Raw genomic sequence first — 20,851 nt, forward strand, 5'->3', positions numbered from 1 at the left:
AGTCGTAGGCCGAGGTTTATTGCACCGCCACCGTCCCAAAGTTCTGCCGTCCGAACGGACTCACGTGATAGCCGCTCACATTCGTGCGCGTGATGGCCGCAGCGGTCGGGTAACCCAGCGGAATCCACAGCGCCTGATCATGGATGATCTGCTGCGCCTGTTCATACGCCTTGGCACGCTTGGTCTGATCCGGCGTTGTCTTGCCGTCGGCGATCAGCTTGTCCAGATCCTGATCGCAGAAGCGCGCGAAATTGATCCCTGACTTCACCGCATTGCAGCTGAAAAGCGGTGACAGATAGTTGTCCGGATCACCGTTGTCGCCGGCCCAGCCCATGAACAGCGTGTCATGCTGACCCTGCTTTGCCTGCTTGATCAACTCACCCCATTCGATCACCTTCACATCGGCCTTCACGCCGATCTTGGCGAAGTCGGCTTGCAGCAGTTCGGCGCCGGCTTTCGGATTCGGGTTTAGCACGCTGCCATTCGGGCGCACCCAGATGGTGGTTTCGAAGCCGTTCGGGTAGCCCGCGTCCGCGAGCAGCTTCTTCGCCTTCGCCGGGTCGTACGGCCATGCTTTCACGGCCTTGTCGTAGCTCCACGTGTTAGGCGGGTACGGATTGACGGCCGGCGTCGCGGTGTTGTCGAAGATCGCCTTCAGGTATGTGGTGCGGTCGAACGCCATGTTCAGGGCAGCGCGCACCTTCTGGTTGTCGAACGGCTTTTTCTGCGTGTTCAGCGCGACGAACGCGGTCATGAACGCAGGCGTTTGCACAATGGCGAGCGATTTGTCGCTTTTCGCTTCGGCGAGGTCCTGCGGCTTTGGCGACAGCGCGATCTGGCATTCGCCTGCCTTGACCTTTTGTGCGCGCACGGTGGCGTCCGGCGTGATCGAGTAGATCAGGCGGTCGATCTTTGGCTTCGGACCCCAGTAGGTCGGGTTCACGTCGTAGCGGATCACCGCGTCTTTCGTGTAGCTCTTCAGTTCGAACGGACCGGTGCCGACCGGCTTCGCGTTCAGGTCGACCTGCTTGCCGGCCTTGAGCAACTGGTCGGCGTATTCAGCAGAATAGATCGACGCGAAGCCCATGGTCAGGATCGACATAAAGGTCGCATCCGGCGCGTTCAGTTCGAACTTGACCGTGTTGTCGTCGACCTTGCTGATGGACTTGATGAGCTTCGGCAAACCCATCGACTGCGCATGCGGGAAGCCGCTCGCGCCCGCCACCTTGTGCCACGGATTACTGTCGTTGAGCATGCGGTCGAACGTGAAGACGACGTCGTCGGCATTCAGCGCGCGGGTGGGCTTGAAGTAGTCGGTGGTCTGGAACTGCACGTTCGGACGCAGGTGGAACGTGTAGGTGAGGCCGTCGGCGCTCACGTCCCATTTATCCGCCAGCGCGGGGGCCACTTTCTTCGCGGCTTCGTCGTACGAGACCAGCGAATTGAAGATCACGTCGGCCGACGCGTTGGTCGTAACCAGCGAGTTGAACTGCACGACATCGAAGCCGTCGGGACTCGACTCGGTACAGACGGTCAGCGGTTTGGCGAGCACGAGCGCGGGCGCCGTGAACAGTACGGCGGCTGCGAGCAGTTTGAAGCGCATAGGATCTCCCATAACAAGCGCAGTCAGGCAGTGCGTCTGGTTGTGTGCTTATGTTCCGGTGACGGCAGGCAGCCGGCGACGGGCGGGCCACCCTCTTTATTTTGATACGTTTCCGGCGCTGGCGCATGGCCTGGATGTGACGACACATGCGCGGCTCCGCCTTCGCGAAAGCTTATCGAAGGGTGGTTGCGGCGACAACAACTTAATCCGCATATCTATATGGTTGGGGCTTCGGGTGCTCTAGGCGCTTGAGGTGCTTCAGGTGATTCAGGTGTTACGGCGGCCCCGGGCGCCTATGGCGCTCAGACGGCAGTTGCCCGATCCAGCAGATAGCGGATCCCGTCGATCGCGCGCACGCCGTACCACGACACCTGCTCGCCGTCGATGAGCTCGATGCGCTTGCCGGCGAACCGGGGATCGCGTTTGAGCGTGTCGCAGTGAGTTTGTGTGAAGCGATACGGTTCGCTGGAAAGCAGGATGCGATCGACGTCGGCGAGCCATGGCGCGTGGTCGAAATCGAACGAAGGATAGCGCGCGGCGCCGGCATTTCCGCCGTGCACGTCAGGCAGCGTCTGCCAGTTCACGAGCCGCAGCATCGCGGCGATGTACGTGTCGCGCGCGACGGTCATCCATGGCTCGCGCCAGATCAGATACAGCACGTTCTGCGCCACGAACGCGTGCGCTGCGGCTTCGCGCAGGCGCGTTTCAAGCGCTCCGCTCAAGCGCGACGCTTCCTGTTCGCGATTGAAGATCGCGCCGAGCAAGGCGTACAGCGCGAGATTGTCCTGCGGTGTTTGCGGATGGGTGACGACGATATGCGGCACGAACGCGCGCAGTTCGTCGACCGTCTCGCGTTCGTTTTCGTCGATATTGACGATCAGATGAGTGGGGCGTAACGCGCGGATCGTGTCAATATTCACGGCCTTGGTGCCGCCCACTTTGCGCACCTGCCGCACTTTGTCATGCGGATGCACACAAAAACCGGTGCGCCCGACAATCTGTTCGTCGAGCCCCAGCGCAAACAGCAATTCGGTGACGCTCGGCACGAGCGAGACGATGCGTGGGGCGGGCATCCGTGAGGCGCCCCACGTTTCGTGCGCGACGCCAGCTGCATCGACCGCACGTGACGGCACGATTTACTCGGTGGCGGCGCGCGGCTTGCGCGGCGCGCGTTCGAAGGCGCGGTCGTAGAGCCAGCGCGGCAGAACATGCAGCAGCACCGCGACAATACGCATTTGCCACGGAAACACCGCAAAGGCCGTCTGTCGCTCGATCGCCTGAGCGGCCTTAACCGCGAAACGGTCTGCGTCCATCAGGAACGGCATGGTGTAAGGGTTGTGTTCGGTCATCGGCGTGCGGATATAACCTGGCGCGATAGTGACCACGCCGACGCCCAGCGGCCGCATCTCAACGCGCAACGCTTCCAGGTACTTGAGTGCCGCCGACTTCGACGCGCTGTAGGCGCCGGACCCCGGCAGGCCGCGCACACTGGCGACGCTGGCGATCCCCACCAGCGTGCCTTTCTTCGCGGCAACCATGGCGGCGGCGAACGGCTCGAAGGTGGCGACCATGCCGAAGTAATTGATGTCCATCACTTCGCGGAAGGTGCGCAGATCGCCGTGGCCGGTCAGCGCGCCACGGCTGATGCCGGCATTGGCGATCACGACGTCCGGCAACCCGTGCTGCTTGACGAACAGCGCCGCCGCTTCGGCGAGCGCCTCGGCGTCGCGCACGTCGACGGTATAGATGGAGACGGAATTTTGCGGATGGGACGCCTGGAAGGCGGCGAGCGCGTCGCCGCGGCGGGCAACCAGGCCGAGAATCGCGCCGCGCCGTGCATATTCGGCGGCGAGCGCGAGGCCGATGCCGCTTGAGGCGCCGGTAATGAAAACTTTCTGGGGGAAACTCATTCCGGCGCCTCGGCTTTACATCTTCTTGGCGCGGACCTGCTGCACCAGGTAATCGAGCACCTGGACCGTGCCCGGCAGGCTGTTGGTTGCCGCCGGGCCGGTTTCATACTTGCCCTGCACGGCCAGTGTCGGCACGCCGTCGATCTTGTAGTCTTCGAGCAGCTTCTTGTCTTTTTGCAACGCGCTTTGCGTCGAGAACGAGTTGTACGCGTCCATGTACTTCTTCGGATCGACACCGTTCTTGGCGAGGAATTTGGCCTGGTCTTCCGGCGTCAGCAGATAGTTCTTGTTGACGTGGATTTCATTGAAAACCTTCGGCGTGAGCTGTTGCGCGAGGCCGAGCGCGTCGAGCGCGTGGAACATTTTCGAATGCGGGATGAAGTCGTCGCGGAAAGCGACCGGCACGCGCTTGAACACGACGTCCGGACCTTGCTTCTTGATCCACGCTTCGAGGTACGGGTCGAATTCATTGCAGTGCGGGCAGCCGTACCAGAAGAATTCGATGACTTCGATCTTGCCCGCCGGCTCGTCGGTCGGCTGCGCCGCCGACAGTACGGTGAAGTCTTTGCCGGACACCGGCGCGGCCGGCGATGCGTGCGCCGTGGCGGCCACGAGGCCCAGCGAGAGGAACAGAATGCTCAGCAGTTTTTTCATGTTGTGCTAACCCAGGTAGGCGGTAAAGCGGTGGCGCCACGCAAATGCCCGTCACCGTTTCGTAATCGGCTGTGGACGTTTCAGTCGTCCGTCGTGCTTGTGACAGGCGCCGCGCGCCGATAGTTTCGGCGGCGGCGCGTTACGGTCAATCACCGTTTATTTATTGTTTGCTTATTGCTTCGTGAAGCGGATCACTGCGGTGTCCACACCCGCGTCGGACAGACGCTGGCGGCTCGAATTCATGTCTTCAAACTTCGAGAACGGCCCGATGCGCACGCGATAGTATGTGACGCCGCCCGCATCGCGCTGCGTAACCTTCGATTCGAAACCCTGGAAGGCAAGGCGCGCACGCTGCTGCTCGGCATCGGCCGAAGTCTTGTACGCGCCCACTTGCAGGAAATAGCCCGTGTCCGCGTCGCCAGCCGCCGGCGCTGCGCCGGAACCCGGTTTGGCGTTGGCGGCGGCGGTGGACGACGTGCTCCTGGGCGCCGAGCTCGACGCCGTAGCTGCCGGCGCGCTAGAAGCTTGCGGTTTTTTGGCCGGCACGGTGGTGCCTGCCGTGGTGCCATTGTCCTGCGCGGGCTTCGGCGCAACCGCCGTGCCGTTGGTGTTGCCATTCTGCGGCGGCACCTCGACGATCTGCGGCTCTTCGAGCATGCCCGACTGCGTCTGCGCGTTGGTCTGGCCCGGCGCGGTGTTCGGCGGCGCCGGCTGCGCAGCTTGCGGCACCGGCTGACCCGGTGTCTTGCCTTGCAGCGGACGGTTCGGATCGTATTGCGGCTGGGTCGCACCGGAATCCGACGCCGCGGGCGGCGCGACTTTCGAGACGAACGGCGTGGGCGCGCGAGTGATATACAGCGCCACCACTACCGCGATCGCAAGACCGACGATCAGGCCCAGCACGATGCCGAGAAAAGTCCCCCCGGTTTGTTTCGACTGCTTTGTTGTGCGGCGTGGTTTTGCCATCGTATGAATCACCTGCAAAAAGAATCCTGGAACGGCCGTCGATTATAACGACGGCCGCATGCATGTTGCGCCGGAGGACTTACATCTTGACGGGAGCGGAGACGCCGATCGTCGCGAGACCGTTGGCCAGCACCTGACGCGTGGCCGCGAGCAGGGCGACGCGTGCGTTGCGCTCGGCGGCGTCGTCGACCAGCACGCGTTCGGCTTTGTCATTGTAGAACGAGTGGAATTCCCCGGCGAGGTCGCGCAGATAGAACGCGACCGCGTGCGGCGCGAGTTCGTCGGCGGCGTGTTCCAGCATGTCGGGGAACTCGGCGAGCTTGTTCAGCAAGGCCATCGCGCGTTCGCTGGTGAGCGGCGACACGTCGACGCCGGCCAGCGTGCTCTCGTCCGTGTTGTAACGCAGCTTGCACTCATTGATGACTGAGCAGATCCGGGCGTGTGCGTACTGCACGTAATGCACGGGATTTTCGTCGTTCTGTTTCAGCGCGAGGTCGATGTCGAACACGAATTCCGTATCGGCCTTGCGCGAGATCAGGAAAAAGCGCACGGCATCGCGGCCACGGCGAATCGTCTCTTCGTCGATCAGATCGACAGCGGCTTCCGAACCCGGCGTCGCGCCGCCCGACCATTCGATCAGGTCGCGCACCGTCACATAGCTGCCAGCGCGCTTGGAGATTTTCACCTCTTCGCCGTTGCGCATCACCGTGACCATCTTGTGCAGGATGTAGTCGGGGTAGCCCTTCGGGATGCCGATGCCGAGACCCTGCAGGCCGGCACGCACGCGCGCGATCGTGCCATGGTGGTCCGAGCCCTGGACGTTGATGACCTTGGTGAAGCCGCGTTCCCACTTGGCGACGTGATAGGCGACGTCCGGCACGAAGTACGTGTAGGTGCCGTCGCTCTTGCGCATCACGCGGTCTTTGTCGTCGCCGTCGTCGGTAGTGCGCAGCCAGAGTGCGCCTTCCTGCTCGTAGGTCTTGCCGGCGGCGATCAGCGCCTCGACGGTTTTTTCGACCCGGCCTTCCTTGTACAGCGACGATTCCAGGTAGTACTGGTCGAACTTCACGCCGAACGCCTGCAAGTCCATGTCCTGCTCGCGGCGCAGATAGGCCACCGCGAAGCGGCGGATCGCCTCGAGGTCTTCGATGTCGCCCGCGCCCGTGACAGGCTCGCCATCGCTCGCGGCCACGGTTGCGCCGCTCAGATAATCTTTCGCGATATCGGCGATGTACTCGCCGTTGTACGCCGAAGCCGGCCAGCCTTCGTCGCCGGGGGCGAGGCCGCGGGCGCGCGCCTGGGTCGACACGGCGAGCGTATGGATCTGCACGCCGGCGTCGTTGTAGTAGAACTCGCGATGCACGTCGTAGCCCTGCGAGGCCAGCACGTTCGAGAGCGCGTCGCCAAGGGCGGCCTGGCGGCCGTGGCCGACGTGCAGCGGACCGGTCGGGTTGGCAGAGACGAATTCGATCAGCACGTGCTTGCCCGCGTCGCGCTGCGAACGGCCGAACGTATCTTTCTCGGCGAACACGGCGGCGATCACCGCCTGCTTGGCCGCGGCCGCGAGGCGCAGGTTGATGAAGCCGGGGCCCGCTACTTCGGCCGCTTCGACGAGACCTTGGGCCTGCGGTTGCGCGAGCAGCGCGTCGACGATCTGCTGCGCCAGTTGGCGCGGATTGGCGCGCAGCGGCTTGGCGAGTTGCATCGCCACATTGCAGGCGACGTCGCCATGCGCGGCGACTTTGGGGCGCTCCAGCGTGATCGTGGGCGAAACGAAAGCCGCTTCGTTTGCGCCTTGGGACGCTTGCGCAACCTGCTTCACCGTGTCGGCGAGCAGGGTTTCGAGGGTATGTTTGTGTGCAGGCAGCATGCTTGTTGCGAGTCCAGTGAGGCAATCCGGTGATGCGGAAGAGGCGCCGGCCGCGCAGCTGGCGCAGCCGATTCGTCAGAAGCGTGGAAAGCGGTGCTGCGCCCGCCGTGGCGCACGGGGCATAGCGTCGCGGCATCAGGCACATTGCCTGCGACGCAGTTGATGCGGATGCGCGGCGACAGGCAGGGGCATGGGCATGGGCAGGCGCGGCACGCAACGGCGGCACACAGACCGCTGCCAGCCGGCTCAGCCGCACCGTCCCGGCTTTGCCGCGCACGGCGCATGGCAGCGCGCTTTTCCGTCCAGACGGATTTTAGCAGGTGCTAATATGTTTAATGAGATGCCCACTAAGGGCCGTGGCCGCCGTGCCTGATCGGCGTGTCAACGAAGCGCGCGCCGGCGGCCGGCTTACAGCCGCTTGTGCGTCGATCCAACATGACGAAAAAGGGAACAGTCATGCTGATTACTTTCAAATGTCGCGCTGCGCCAGACGTGATGATGCTGGAGAATCTCGCTCAGTACCTGGTCGGCATTGTCGGCAAGCGGCTGGGTGAGCGAGGGGTGATCACCCACGACGAACTGAGCGTCGCGATCACGAAACTCGAATCGGCCATCAGTACCGACAAGCAGGAGCGCGCCGAGCACGAGGGCCATTTCCACGAAGGCGAAGACGGCCACGAGCATCATGAGATTCCGCCCGGACTGGCACAGCGCGCCTATCCGTTCCTCGACATGTTGCGCGCCGCGCAAAAGGAAAACGCGGATATCGTCTGGGGGCTGTGATTCCCGGAGTGCCGGCCTGTCGACTGTCGGCCGCGGGATTGCCTGCCACCGGAGTGCCGGCCGCCGGAGTGCCGGCCACCGGATCGCCGGCCACCGGAGTGCCGGCCACCGGATCGCCGGCCGCCGGATCGCCGGCCGCCGGATTTGCCAGTCGAGCCGGGAGCCCGTTGTGCCCCCCGGCGCAAACCCGCCACGCACACCGTCCGCAGCAATGAAAAGAGCCCGCTTTGTGCGGGCTCTTTGTCTTTTGCCGGCGGTGATCGACCGGTTTGCCGTGCAGCTTACTGGCTGGCGGCGTCCGCCGGGGCGGCCATCGGCGCCGACGCGCCCTTCTTTGCTTTCTGTTTCTTGGGCTTCTTGACGTGTTTCTGTACAGGCGGCGAATACGAACTGACCGCGCTGGCGGGTTGCGCCTGTGCCATCGAGGCGCCTGCGGCAAGCGAAACAGCAGTCAATAACAGCGTCAGCTTCTTCATACGATTCTCTCCGTGACGATTGCAATAAATAAGCCGACGCGTTTTGGCCGCGTCTGGCGGGTTGAAACCAAATCAGTCTACAAAGCCGAAAATTGCACTGCCGCAAATATTCAGCCTAGCCCGCCCGATATAGTGGGTTTCCCGCCACGCAAGCGTTACAGCAAGGGCGCCAGCGCCCGCTCAGCGTCCGTTTTCGACAACGCCATCCGCTTTGCGTAGTCTTCCAGCTGATCCTGGCCGATCTTGCCGACCGAGAAATACGTGCTGTCCGGGTGTGCCAAATAGAAGCCGGACACGCTTGCCGCCGGCAGCATTGCCAGCGATTCGGTCACGGTCATGCCGATTTCGTTGGCTTGCAGCACCTCGAACATGTCGCGCTTGACCAGGTGATCCGGGCAGGCCGGATAACCCGGCGCCGGGCGGACGCCGCGGTACTTTTCGTCGATCAGGTCTTCGTTGGAGAGCGTCTCGGCGTTCGCATAGCCCCACAGATCGCGCCGCACACGGGCGTGCAACGCCTCGGCAAAGGCTTCCGCAAAACGGTCGGCGAGTGCTTTCAGCATGATCGCGCTGTAGTCGTCGTGATCTTTTTCGAATTGCTTTTCCTTCACGTCAACGCCCAGACCCGCCGTGACCGCGAACATGCCGATGTAGTCAGCCACGCCCGAATCCTTCGGCGCGATGAAATCGGCGAGCGACCGGTTCGGCCGCATCACGCCGTCCACCACCGGACGCACGCTTTGCTGGCGCAGGTTGCGCCACGTCAGCGCGACTTCCGAGCGCGATTCGTCCGTGTAGATTTCGATGTCGTCGTCGTTCACCGTATTGGCCGGCAACAGCGCGACCACGCCATTCGCCTGCAACCAGCGGCCCTGGATCAGGCGCGCGAGCATCGACTTGCCGTCGGAAAACACGCGCCGCGCCGATTCGCCGACAATCTCGTCGTTCAGGATCGCCGGGTACGGGCCGGCAAGGTCCCAGGTCTGGAAGAACGGACCCCAGTCGATATAGTTCGCCAGTTCACTCAGGTCGAAGTTCTTGAACACCCGGCGGCCGATGAATTTCGGCTTGACCGGCTGGTAGCCGGCCCAATCGACCTTGGTTTTGTTCGCGCGGGCTTCGGCGAGCGTGACCATGGGCAGCGCTTTCTTGTTCGCGTGCTGATGGCGGATGCGGTCGTAGTCGGTCTTGAGATCGTCGAGGTATTTGGCTGCGCCTTCATCTGAGAGCAGGCTCGAGGCCACCGACACCGAGCGCGACGCATCCGGCACATACACCACCGGGCCTTCGTAATGCGGCGCGATCTTCACGGCCGTATGCACGCGCGAGGTGGTGGCGCCACCGATCAGCAGCGGAATCTTCTTCACTCGGAAATAGTCGTCGCGCTGCATTTCCGACGCGACGTAGGCCATCTCTTCGAGACTCGGCGTGATCAGGCCAGAGAGCCCGATGATGTCCGCGCCTTCGACCTTTGCCTTCGCGAGAATGTCGTTGCACGACACCATCACGCCCATGTTGACCACTTCGAAGTTATTGCACTGAAGCACCACCGAGACGATGTTCTTGCCGATGTCGTGCACGTCGCCCTTGACCGTGGCGATGACGATCTTGCCCTTTGCGCGCACGTCGGCGCCGGCTTCGGCCATCAGCTTCTTTTCTTCTTCGATGTACGGGATCAGATGCGCGACCGCCTGCTTCATCACGCGCGCCGACTTCACCACTTGCGGCAGGAACATCTTGCCCTGACCGAACAGATCGCCGACGACGTTCATGCCGTCCATCAGCGGGCCTTCGATCACGTTGATCGGACGGCCGCCGGCCGCGGCGATCTTCGCGCGCACTTCCTCGGTATCTTCGACGATGAAGTTGGTAATGCCATGCACGAGTGCATGCGACAGACGCTTCTCGACAGGCTGGTTGCGCCACTCGAGATTTTCTTCTTTCTTCGCAGCGCCGGTCTTGAACTTGTCGGCGATTTCGAGCAGACGATCGGTGCCGTCTTCGCGACGGTTCAGCACCACGTCTTCAACACGTTCGCGCAACTCCGGATCAAGATCGGCATACACGCCGAGCTGACCCGCGTTGACGATGCCCATGTCCATGCCGGCCTGGATCGCGTGATACAGGAACACGGTGTGGATCGCTTCGCGCACCGGATCGTTGCCACGGAACGAGAACGACACGTTCGACACGCCGCCACTGATCTTCGCGTAGGGCAGGTTTTCCTTGATCCAGCGCGTGGCGTTGATGAAGTCGACCGCGTAGTTGTTGTGTTCTTCGATACCCGTTGCAATCGCGAAGATGTTCGGATCGAAGATGATGTCCTCCGGCGGGAAGCCCACTTCGTTCACGAGAAAGTCATACGAGCGCTTGCAGATCTGCGTCTTGCGTTCGTACGTATCGGCCTGGCCCCGCTCGTCGAACGCCATCACCACGGCGGCCGCGCCGTAGCGGCGGATCAGGTTCGCGTGATGACGGAACGCTTCCTCGCCTTCTTTCAGCGAGATCGAGTTGACGATCGCCTTGCCCTGCACGCACTTCAGACCCGCCTCGATCACTTCCCACTTCGACGAGTCGATCATGATCGGCACGCGCGCGATATCCGGCTCCGAGGCGATCAGATTCATGAAGCGGACCATCGCCGCTTTTGAATCGAGCATCGCCTCGTCCATGTTGACGTCGATGACCTGTGCGCCGTTTTCGACCTGCTGGCGCGCGACCGCGATTGCCTCGTCGAACTGGTCGTTCAGGATCATTCGCGCGAACGCCTTCGAACCGGTCACGTTGGTGCGCTCACCGACGTTGATGAAGAGCGTCCCGGACGTGACGTTGAACGGCTCGAGGCCGGAAAGGCGCATGGTGTGATCGGTCATGGCGTATGTGCGGTTCGGTGCGTGCGTTTACGTGCGGATGAGTGCGGCTGTTTCGATAGCGAAAGAGCGGTGGCTCAGGCGGCGTCGCGGTATTGCGACGGCCATTGACGCGGTTTGATTTCGGCCAGCGCCTGGGCGATCGCCGCAATATGCTCCGGCGTCGTGCCACAGCAGCCGCCGGCGATATTCACGAGCCCTGCCTGCGCGAATTCCTTCAGCAGTCCCGAGGTGTCCGCCGGCAATTCGTCGAAGCCTGTATCGCTCATCGGATTCGGCAAACCGGCGTTCGGATAGCACGACACGTAGGTGTCGCACAGTTTCGCCAGCTCGGCGATGTACGGGCGCATCAGCGCTGCACCGAGGGCGCAGTTCAACCCGAACGTGAGCGGCTTCGCATGACGCAGCGAGTTCCAGAATGCTTCAACCGTCTGGCCTGACAGAATCCGCCCCGACGCGTCGGTGACGGTGCCCGAGATCATGATCGGCAAGCGCTCGCCGGTGTCTTCAAACAGTTCGTCCAGTGCGAACAGCGCGGCCTTCGCATTGAGCGTGTCGAAGATCGTTTCGACGAGAAACAGATCGGCGCCGCCGTCGAGCAATGCCTTCGCCTGCTCGTAATACGCTGCGCGCAATTCGTCGAATGTTACGTTGCGTGCGCCCGGATCGTTCACATCAGGAGAAATGCTCGCCGTTTTCGGCGTTGGCCCGATTGCGCCGGCGACGAGGCGCGGCTTGTCGGGCGTCGAATACTTGTCGCAGGCGGCGCGCGCCAGCCTGGCCGATTCGAGATTCATCTCGATGGCGAGGTCTTCCATCCCGTAGTCGGCCTGAGCCACCGTGGTCGCACCAAACGTGTTGGTCTCGATGATGTCCGCGCCCGCCGCCAGATACTGCTCGTGAATCTCGCTGATGATCTGCGGCTGCGTGATCGACAACAGCTCGTTATTGCCCTTGATATCGCGTCCGTAGTCCTTGAACCGCTCGCCGCGATAACGGGCTTCGTCGAGCTTGTAGCGCTGGATCATCGTGCCCATTGCACCGTCCAGGATCAGGATGCGCGACTTGAGCAGCGCGGGCAGCGCCGCGCCGCGCGTATAGGCGGCGTCTGGGCGGACTGGCGTGGCGGTTTGAGCAGTCTGGTTCATGGCGGACGTGGGCTTGCGCCGGCTTTTTCGGGAAACCTGTCATTGTAGCCGCTGCGGCGTGGTTGCGCCGGGCGCGGGCGGGAGGGGCTCACGGACCATCAACGCTCGCGCGGGAGCCGCAAAGAATACGGCCCAGCGAAGCAAAAGCCTGCTGGGCCGTTCGATTGATGCTGACCGTCTTGTAAAGGCCGCCGGCTGGGCCGGACGGCGCGGTCAATCCAAGGTCGCCAAACTGCTAAACCAAACCCCGCGGTTAGTGAAGAATCACCGGTTGATGCATCAGGCTGTCGAACTGGCCAAGGAATTCGTCTACTTCATCCAGCGACGGTTCCTCTTCGATCAGCTTCTGCACATGCTCGCGAAAGCGCGCCGCCATTGCACCGTCGATGTAAATTTCGCGCTGCATGTTTTTGTCGACGATCTCGTACCCACCAGACTTCATGGCCAGCGGACCTTCTTGCGGCGGGAATTCGACGACACAGTAATTGGGGCTGTTATAGATCATTTGCATGGCGACACTCCTTATTTCCGTTGGCTCCTGGCCATTCCTGCGCCATAGGTGGAGCGTATGGTGTGGAATTCAAGGGGTGGGTCCGGATTGACGCTTGTAAAAGTTCCGAACCTACCGGTTAGACCGGCCTTTCAAGAAACGTTTCAAGCAGTGCAGCAAAACGGTGAGATTGCTCGATTGGCGCAAGATGAGCGGCTTCGAGGAGTTCGAACTGCGCGCCTTCAATGGCGTGTGCTATCGCCTGTGTAGCAGCAGGTGGCGTGCCTGTGTCGTGGCGGCCCGCCACCGTCAGGGTGGGGAGGTGAATAGCTGCTAGCTTACTGCGTAGATCGAAATCGCGCAGCGCTACGCACGCCATAGCGTAGCCTTCTGGCAACGTATGCGTGAGTACCTCGCGAATCTGCTCGACCGCTTCGGGATGCGCAGCCTGAAAATCGGGCGTCAGCCAGCGGCTCAATGTCGCAGGAACCAACGACGCCATGCCGTCGTTGCGAGCCGATGCAGCGCGTTGATTCCAGAGTGCGCGGCCTTCGGGCGGCGTGCCGCCCGAGCTGTCGGCAATTGTCAGACTGTCGATGCGCGTTGGATAGTCAAGCGCGAATTGCTGCGCGACCATGCCGCCCATCGACATACCGACAACATGCGTACTGGGTGCACCGAGTGCATCGAGCAGCGCAGCGAGATCACGCGACAGATCGGTGATGCTAAATGGTTCACGAGAGACATCAGTCTTGCCGTGGCCGCGCACGTCATAGCGCAGGACGGTGTAGTCGTCGCGGAAATAGCCCGCGAGCTGATCCCATACAGACAGATCACCACCGAGCTGGTGAATGAACGTGAGCCACGGGCCGCCGCCTTCATTGCTCAGTACATAACGCGTTTCGATACCGTTGATGTTCACTTGCATGCGGGCTCCTGGAAGGGGAACGCAGTGGAAAGAGCCGTCCGCGCGCTATGTCCCACCTTCATTGCACCTATGCAGAGCACGCGCGAACGGTTGCAGCTATCTGTTGCGAGTAAGCATCGGCATGGAAGTTTCGACGACCTGTTGGAGACCCTACTCGGGTTCAGGGCTTTTCGGGGAAGTTGCCGGGGTCGGCCGGGTTGGCCGGTGCAGGTGGGGCGGCATCGGGTGTGGCTGCGGGCGCAGTCGCGGACGGGGCATTGCCGCTGTTATCCGCGCTGCTGGCCGAGCCATTTCCGGTGTCGACATTGAGCTTGCCGCGCCACACCAGTTCGAATTGCGTACCGTTCGGTTCGGTCTGCACGATTCGCGCGGGCAACCAGCCAAGCGATGGTGCAAGCCATACGTCGATGCGGCGCAGATCGCCGTCGCGACGAGGCAGGCGTTTGAAATGGCGCGTATCGAGGTAGCCCTGCGCGGTGCGGATGGTTTCGTCGCCGATGGTCTCGACCGGCCAGTTCTCGCCGCTGTTGTTGTCCACTACGAAGAACTGTCGCGTGACACCCGGCTTGTAGGCGGCAGGGTCGCCGCGCACCAGGCTTGCGAGTTGCATCACCATGCTGAAGCGATCTTGCGCGCCGTCGGGCAGCGGCAGTGTGGCGGGGGTGCGCGTGAACGCGATCATTTTGTCGGTGCGGTTGAAGATCGCGACATCTTCAGCGCGGTGACCGCGCTTTTCGATGTATTGGTCCGGGGCGAGACCAAATGCGTCGATGCGGCCATGGCTCGAATACACGAAAGTGCCCACGAACGGCAACGGCACGGATACGACCATTTCGTAGCTTTGGGCGGTGCTGGTCCAGTGGATCGTGCCGGGCTGGTTGCGCACACCGTTGTAGAAGGTGTCGTACTGCAGTTCACCGGAGGGCGGGACCGAAAATTTCACGCCGGGTGACGTTTGTGGCGAACTGGCGGCAGCGGCAGCGGCAGCGGCCGCGCTAGCCGTGCCGTTTGCATTGGCGCTGCCCGCCGAGGCTGCTGCGACGGCGGCGCTTGCGGCGGCTTCGGATGCAGCTTCCGACGCGGCGGTGGCCGTCGCCGTGGGTGCTTCCGTTCGCGGCTGCGTCGCTGTCAGCACATGTTCGCGCGGCTTGCTTGCTGCGTTCTTATGCGCCCGCGCCGGAGGGGACGGCGCGGCGGCCGGCGTGCGTTCGATGCGTTCGGGTGTCAGCAGCGCGACCTGCACGGGAACGTGCTCACTGTCCGACGCGTTCAACGTGGCGCGATTGCGCTCGACCCACTGCGCGGCAAGCCAGTGCAGCACGGCCACCACCAGCAGGACCACGAGCCATCGCCACGCGCGCAAACCGCGCCGCGGCCCAGCGGGCAATGGACGGTCGGAACGGCGTGTGAAGGGGGGTGAGGCCATCGGCTAGTGAAGGGGGATGAGCGGAAAATGACAGGATCGGCGAACGTGCTGCTGACAATGCGAAGCCTTGCCCTCAGGCCCGCAGCGAACGGGTTCGACCGCAGCGAAGCGGGGGATGTTCCTCGACGGCGAAAACCGGCGCATGCCGATTGAACGTATCGATCAGCCCCCACCGCTTCTAGCGTGGCGCGGCACTATACCCCAGTTCATACGAGAGTTTTTGTGCACATTCGCGCATCGCCGTATCGATCTCGCCGCCCCATTGGATATCGAACGCGCCTTCATGGCCGAGCGCGATCAGGCCGAGCGCCAGATCGCCGGTCGAGTCGAACACCGGCATACAGAAGGCGTGGATGGTCGGCAGCAGCATGCCTTCCACGCGCGCCGCTTCGTGCTGGCGAACTTCCGCGAGCGCCCGTTCGACTTCTTCGTGCGTGCGTGGACCGCTGCTGTGCGACGAGCGGCGCGAATCGGCCAGCTCGCGCTCGATCATCCCGGCCGTTTTGCTCGAGGGCAGATAGGCGGCGAACAGCAGGCCCGTCGCGGAACTGAGCAACGGCATGACATCGCCGAGTTTCAGCGACGCTTTTGCAGGGTGGCTCGATTCCATCCAGTGAACCATTGTCGGTCCCTGATTGCCCCACACGGCGATGCCCACCGTCAGATCGAGCCGGTCGCGCAGTTCTGCAAGCGCAATGCGCGCGAGCTTGACGCCGTCGACGCGGGCGAGGCGCGCAAGCCCCAATTGCAGCGCGAAACCGCCCAGCTCGTAGCGGCCCGACAGCGGGTCCTGCGCGACCACGCCCAGTCGCAGGAAACTCACCAGATAGCGGTGCGCCTTCGCCGGACTCATGCCGGCGCGCTGCGCGAGATCGCGCAGCATCATGGCGCGCGGTTCGTGCGTCAGCACGTCGAGCAATCTGAAGCCGACTTCGATCGACTGGATGCCCGAGCGCAGCTTCTCTTCGCCGGCCTCGACGGTTTCGTCGTCGGAATCGGGTGTATCCAGCGCTTCGGCGGGGTCGGCGTCGGTACGGATCGCGCCGGAGCGGGCATGTGGAGGCATGAGCGAGGCGCACGGAGCGCATTCAAAGGAGGTGAAAGGAGTGGGCAGCAGACCCTTGATGGCCGGCACGCCGCGGTCCGCAAGCCGCTTCTGCGCGGCGGCATTTGGGTCGCATCGATTCACCATCGTAGAATAGATTCCCTCTATCGTCACTAATACGGCTCATTCCTCTATGAAACTTGCCACGCTGAAGGACGGCACGCGCGACGGCCAGCTGATCGTCGTGTCCCGCGACCTGCATACCGCGGCCGTCGCCGACGCCATCGCGCCCACGCTGCAGCGCGTGCTCGACGACTGGGCCTTCTACGCGCCGCAATTGCAGGAGCTGTACGACACGCTCAATCAGGGGCGCGCGCGCAATGCGTTTCCGTTCGACGCCAAGGAGTGCATGGCGCCGCTGCCGCGTGCATTTCAGTGGGCCGACGGTTCGTCGTACGTGAATCATGTCGAACTGGTGCGGCGGGCGCGCGGCGCGGATATGCCGCCGGAATTCTGGACCGATCCGCTGATGTATCAGGGTGGCAGCGACGACTTCATCGGTCCGAAAGACGATGTGCTGTGCGCCTCCGAGGAATTCGGCATCGACTTCGAGGCGGAAGTCGCCGTGCTCACCACGGATGTGCCGATGGGCGCCACGCCCGACCAGGCACTCAGGAGCGTGCGCCTGCTGACGCTGGTCAACGACGTCTCGCTGCGCAACCTGATTCCCGCTGAACTCGCGAAGGGCTTCGGCTTTTTCCAGAGCAAGCCGGCCACGTCTTTTGCGCCGGTCGCCGTGACGCCGGACGAACTCGGCGAACACTGGCGCGAGGGCCGCGTGCACCGGCCGATGATCGTCCACTGGAACGGCAAGAAGGTCGGCCAGCCGGACGCCGGCACCGACATGGTGTTTCACTTCGGCCAACTGATCGCGCATGCGGCGAAAACGCGCAACCTGCGCGCCGGCGCGATTGTCGGTTCGGGCACGGTCTCGAACAAGGATGCGAAGCGTGGTTATTGCTGTATCGCCGAGAAGCGCTGCCTCGAGACCATCGAGCATGGCGCGCCGCAAACCGAATTCATGAAATACGGCGATACAGTGAAGATCGAAATGTTCGACGAGGCCGGCAAGTCGATTTTCGGCTCAATCGACCAAGGTATCGCGCCGCTGGACTGAGGCACCGATTTTGTGCGAAACGGAGCAGGGCGCCTGCGGGCGAAAGGGTTTCGCCCGATGCCGGCACACGAGTGCGCCGCTACACTGACTGGCGGCGGCGCCGGCGCGAGGTTGCTGGCCGCGGCCTCGCTGCGGGAGCAACGTAGAGCGTTACACGAGCACCACGCAAGCGGCAGAACGGGCAGCACATCGGCAGCACATCAAAAACGAAAAACCGACGTGAGGAGACAGCATGGCGCGATTTGAGTCGATTGGACCCGGAACCTGGCGCGCTCGCGCCTCGGGCGTGCACGCAGCAAAATCGGGTCATCGGTTCGCCAGGCTTGCCGCCGCGCTGTGCGCCGCGTTGCCCGCCCTCGCCTTCGCGCAGGTGAAGATCGGCCTCGTGCTGTCGTTGACCGGGCCGGCGGCGTCGCTCGGCATTCCGGCACGCGACACCGTGGCTTTGCTGCCGAAACAGATTGGCGGCCAGCAAGTCGAATACATCGTGCTCGACGATGCTTCCGACACGACGCAAGCCGTACAGGACACCAAAAAGCTGATCTCCGAAAATCACGTCGACGCCATCATCGGTTCGTCGATCACGCCGAATTCGCTTTCGATGATCGACGTGGTCGCCGACGGCGAAACGCCGATGATCTCGCTGGCGTCGTCGGCGAAAATCATCGAGCCGGTCGATGCGAAACGCCACTGGGTGTTCAAGACGCCGCAAACCGACGCAATGATGGCGTCGGCGATCGCCGAACATGCCAGCACGCACAACGTCAAAACGATCGCGTTCATCGGCCAGGCCGACGCGCTCGGCGAAACTTTCTACACCGAGGTCGCGAAATTCGCGCAACTGCATCACATCAACATGGTGGCGAGCGAACGCTTCAATCGCACTGATCCGAGCGTCACCGGCCAGGTTCTCAAGATCCTCGCGACCCATCCCGATGCGGTGGTGGTCGGCGCGGCCGGGACACCCGCCGCGTTGCCGCCGAAAACGCTGCGCGAACGCGGCTACAAAGGCCTGATCTATCACAACCACGGCGTCGGCAATAACGACTTCCTGCGCGTGTGCGGCGCCGACTGCAACGGCACCTTCCTGCCCGCGAGCCCCGTGCTGGTCGCCGCGCAATTGCCGGCCGACCATCCGGCCAAGCGCCTCGCGCTCGACTACATCGCGCGCTTCGAGGCGGCACGCGGGCCGGGCACGGTGTCGGCGTTTGGTTCGTACACGTGGGACGCGGGCATGCTGCTCGGCAACGCGATCCCGATCGCCCTGAAAGCGGGCGCGCCTGGCACGCCGGAATTTCGCCGCGCGCTGCGCGATGCGCTCGAGGCTACTCATGGTCTCGCGGACACCAACGGCGTGGTCAACATGAGCGCGACCGATCACCTCGGGCTCGACCAGCGGGCGCGCGTGATGGTCGAAATCATGAATGGAAAGTGGGTTTATCAGCCGCGCTGACGGTGTTCCGAACGTGCGCGGGTTTAACAGACATACCGATGGACGGATGGCACCATGTCTCAAGTACCACACAGTAACGACGCCTTTTACGCGCATTACCAGTCGCTGCAATTGCACCGTCATCCGGATGGCGTGCTCGAGGTCGTGATGAGCGGCGAGGGCGCCAACAAAAGTGGACTCGCCACCGCTAACGCGCGCATGCACTTCGAACTCGCTGAAATCTGGCGCGATATCGATCGGGATCCCGACACGCGCGTCGCGATCATTCGGGGCGAAGGAAAGGGCTTTTCGGCAGGCGGCGATCTGCAACTCGTCGAGGACATGGCGACCGATTTCGAGGTCCGCGCGCGAGTCTGGCGCGAGGCGCGCGATCTGGTCTACAACGTGATCAATTGCAGCAAGCCGATCGTCTCGGCGATGCACGGGCCGGCGGTTGGCGCCGGGCTCGTGGCCGGCCTGCTCGCCGATATCTCGATCGCGACGAAAACGGCGCGCATCATCGACGGCCATACGCGTTTAGGCGTCGCGGCCGGCGATCACGCGGCCATTGTCTGGCCGCTCCTGTGCGGCATGGCGAAGGCCAAGTATTACCTGCTGCTGTGCGAGCCGGTGAGCGGGGAAGAGGCTGAGCGCATCGGCCTGGTATCGCTGGCGGTCGACGAAAGCGATCTTTTGCCCAAAGCATTCGAGGTCGCGCGGAAACTGGCCAATGGCTCGCAAACGGCGATTCGCTGGACCAAGTACGCGTTGAACAACTGGTTGCGCTCCGCGGGGCCGGCTTTCGATACCTCGCTGGCGCTGGAATTCATGGGTTTCGCGGGGCCGGATGTGCGCGAAGGCGTGAACTCGCTGCGCGAGCGGCGTGCGCCTGACTTTGGCGGCGCGGACCCGTGGCGTGGGCAGCCTCCGCGCGCGGTATGATCGAATCGGACGCGCGCGGGACGGCGTTACTTTCTTCTCTTCAAGCAACGAGGCGACAAGCATGACTGATACATCTGGCTCTACGCCCCCCTTCCCCGGCTTTCCTGGTTTTCCGCCTGCTGAAATGCTCGAGCGCATGTGGGGCATGATGCGCCTGTCGCCGTTCGGCTCGGCCATGCCGGGCGCGCAAACCGGCGGCGGGCTTGGGCCGTCGTTGTCGATGATGTCCGACATGATGGCGCCGCTCACCAACGTCGAAGAGCTCGACAAGCGGATCACCGACATGCGTGCCGTCGAGCAGTGGCTCAAGCTTAACCTGAGCATGCTGCAGTCCGCGATTCAGGCGCTCGAAGTGCAGCGCGCGACGCTCGCGACGCTGCGCGCGTTCGGCGCGTTCGCGCAGTCGTCGATGTCCCGGCCGGAGTCGGCGTCCGCCGCGCCGAGCCCGTCGCCGGCGTCCGGGTGGCCGCATCCGGAAGCGTCGAGTGCGTCGTCGGCCGCGTCCAGCGCGGCTTCATCCGCCGGCGCCGAGCCGGAGGCCGAGGAGGGCGAGACGGCTGCAACGCCGCCGTTCGACGCGTCGGCCTGGTGGAATCTGCTGCAATCGCAATTCAACCAGATCGCCCAGTTCGCCATGACGCAGCCAGCAGCGGGTGCGGCGAGCGGCGCTGACGCCGATTCGCCGCCAGATTCGGCGACCGGTTCAGCCTCCGCCGGGGAATCCGCTGGCGCGGCTGGAGAAGCGGCGGGCTCCGGATCAGCAGCGAAGCGGCCCGCAGCCAAGCGGGCGTCGGCGCCCGCCAAGCGCGCAAGCAGTTCGGCCACCAGCCCGCGCGCCACGAAAAAGCCGGTCTAGCGGCGCGAATAAAGGGGGCGCGACGCCTCCTGACAGGCGGCGATCGGACTCCGATTTGCCGCCTGTCACGGTTTTGACCGCGATCGTTCGCCATACTCCCCGGATTGCCCGCTTCATTGAGACAAGTCAATCCGGGCACCGGAATTGCGACGCTTACCGTGCGGGTTCTGAAAAGTCAGCGTGCTATCATTGTGTAAGCTTTATATGGCTTTTGGGCGTGCGCTGAAAACAACCAATCCAGCCGCCCTTGCTCCATTCGTCGCCGGTACGACCGG

General features: G+C 63.2%; 17 protein-coding genes and 1 pseudogene. 5 read left to right on the forward strand and 13 right to left on the reverse strand.

The genetic code is table 11. The features are described 5' to 3' along the window. Positions 1-16: 16 nt before the first annotated feature. From PQR27_RS01100 to argS, 6 genes are all read right to left on the reverse strand, one after another. The gene (locus PQR27_RS01100; protein WP_408521895.1) at positions 17-1,603 is read right to left on the reverse strand and encodes an ABC transporter substrate-binding protein; all 1,587 of its coding nucleotides are present in this window, start codon (positions 1,601-1,603) and stop codon (positions 17-19) included. A 302-nt stretch (positions 1,604-1,905) separates the two neighbouring features. Further along, on the reverse strand, positions 1,906-2,736 hold the full coding sequence (locus PQR27_RS01105; RefSeq protein WP_408521896.1) for a helical backbone metal receptor: 831 nt from the start codon (positions 2,734-2,736) through the stop codon (positions 1,906-1,908). A 3-nt stretch (positions 2,737-2,739) separates the two neighbouring features. Continuing rightward, complete coding sequence (locus PQR27_RS01110; protein ID WP_408521897.1) at positions 2,740-3,513, reverse strand: SDR family oxidoreductase; 774 nt, start codon at positions 3,511-3,513, stop codon at positions 2,740-2,742. A gap of 15 nt (positions 3,514-3,528) precedes the next feature. After that, positions 3,529-4,167 carry a thiol:disulfide interchange protein DsbA/DsbL gene (locus PQR27_RS01115; RefSeq protein ID WP_408521898.1) on the reverse strand — a complete coding sequence of 213 codons (639 nt, stop codon included), beginning with the start codon at positions 4,165-4,167 and terminating at the stop codon, positions 3,529-3,531. Between the two features lie 171 nt (positions 4,168-4,338). Next, positions 4,339-5,151 (reverse strand): SPOR domain-containing protein, encoded by an 813-nt coding sequence (locus PQR27_RS01120; RefSeq protein WP_408521899.1) that lies wholly within the window; start codon positions 5,149-5,151, stop codon positions 4,339-4,341. Between the two features lie 61 nt (positions 5,152-5,212). Then, positions 5,213-7,003 (reverse strand): arginine--tRNA ligase, encoded by a 1,791-nt coding sequence (gene argS, locus PQR27_RS01125; protein ID WP_408521900.1) that lies wholly within the window; start codon positions 7,001-7,003, stop codon positions 5,213-5,215. 456 nt (positions 7,004-7,459) lie between these two features. On the opposite strand from argS, the gene PQR27_RS01130 reads away from it, so the two are divergent. Next, positions 7,460-7,786 (forward strand): DUF1840 domain-containing protein, encoded by a 327-nt coding sequence (locus PQR27_RS01130; protein WP_408521901.1) that lies wholly within the window; start codon positions 7,460-7,462, stop codon positions 7,784-7,786. Between the two features lie 281 nt (positions 7,787-8,067). Here the strand turns inward: PQR27_RS01130 and PQR27_RS01135 are convergent, their stop codons facing one another. The 7 genes and pseudogenes from PQR27_RS01135 to PQR27_RS01165 form a co-directional block, all read right to left on the reverse strand. Next, a complete protein-coding gene (locus tag PQR27_RS01135) occupies positions 8,068-8,262 on the reverse strand; it encodes an acid-shock protein (protein WP_408521902.1) in 195 nt (64 codons plus the stop codon). Positions 8,263-8,417: 155 nt separating this feature from the next. Further along, positions 8,418-11,141 (reverse strand): annotated as a pseudogene (gene metH, locus PQR27_RS01140) (methionine synthase); the annotation flags it as partial. Positions 11,142-11,209: 68 nt separating this feature from the next. Further along, positions 11,210-12,280 carry a homocysteine S-methyltransferase family protein gene (locus PQR27_RS01145; protein ID WP_408521903.1) on the reverse strand — a complete coding sequence of 357 codons (1,071 nt, stop codon included), beginning with the start codon at positions 12,278-12,280 and terminating at the stop codon, positions 11,210-11,212. 253 nt (positions 12,281-12,533) lie between these two features. After that, the gene (locus PQR27_RS01150; protein ID WP_007179533.1) at positions 12,534-12,791 is read right to left on the reverse strand and encodes a BTH_I0359 family protein; all 258 of its coding nucleotides are present in this window, start codon (positions 12,789-12,791) and stop codon (positions 12,534-12,536) included. A gap of 118 nt (positions 12,792-12,909) precedes the next feature. Further along, a complete protein-coding gene (locus PQR27_RS01155) occupies positions 12,910-13,698 on the reverse strand; it encodes an alpha/beta fold hydrolase (protein WP_408521904.1) in 789 nt (262 codons plus the stop codon). Between the two features lie 160 nt (positions 13,699-13,858). Next, positions 13,859-15,124 (reverse strand): DUF3108 domain-containing protein, encoded by a 1,266-nt coding sequence (locus PQR27_RS01160; RefSeq protein ID WP_408521905.1) that lies wholly within the window; start codon positions 15,122-15,124, stop codon positions 13,859-13,861. 178 nt (positions 15,125-15,302) lie between these two features. After that, a complete protein-coding gene (locus tag PQR27_RS01165; protein WP_408521906.1) occupies positions 15,303-16,343 on the reverse strand; it encodes an IclR family transcriptional regulator in 1,041 nt (346 codons plus the stop codon). Positions 16,344-16,362: 19 nt separating this feature from the next. Between PQR27_RS01165 and PQR27_RS01170 the strand changes: the two genes are divergently transcribed. The 4 genes from PQR27_RS01170 to PQR27_RS01185 all read left to right on the forward strand — a co-directional run bounded on the left by PQR27_RS01170 (position 16,363) and on the right by PQR27_RS01185 (position 20,576). Then, entirely contained in the window at positions 16,363-17,346 is a 984-nt protein-coding gene (locus tag PQR27_RS01170) for a fumarylacetoacetate hydrolase family protein (protein WP_408521907.1), read from the forward strand. Between the two features lie 232 nt (positions 17,347-17,578). Beyond that, positions 17,579-18,799 (forward strand): ABC transporter substrate-binding protein, encoded by a 1,221-nt coding sequence (locus PQR27_RS01175; protein ID WP_408521908.1) that lies wholly within the window; start codon positions 17,579-17,581, stop codon positions 18,797-18,799. Between the two features lie 54 nt (positions 18,800-18,853). After that, on the forward strand, positions 18,854-19,720 hold the full coding sequence (locus PQR27_RS01180) for an enoyl-CoA hydratase/isomerase family protein (protein WP_408521909.1): 867 nt from the start codon (positions 18,854-18,856) through the stop codon (positions 19,718-19,720). A gap of 61 nt (positions 19,721-19,781) precedes the next feature. Further along, positions 19,782-20,576, forward strand: coding sequence for a PhaM family polyhydroxyalkanoate granule multifunctional regulatory protein (locus tag PQR27_RS01185; protein ID WP_408521910.1), 795 nt, complete (start codon positions 19,782-19,784; stop codon positions 20,574-20,576). Positions 20,577-20,851: the final 275 nt, after the last annotated feature.

The organism is Paraburkholderia fungorum, assembly GCF_046027215.1.
GTDB lineage: Bacteria > Pseudomonadota > Gammaproteobacteria > Burkholderiales > Burkholderiaceae > Paraburkholderia > Paraburkholderia fungorum_D.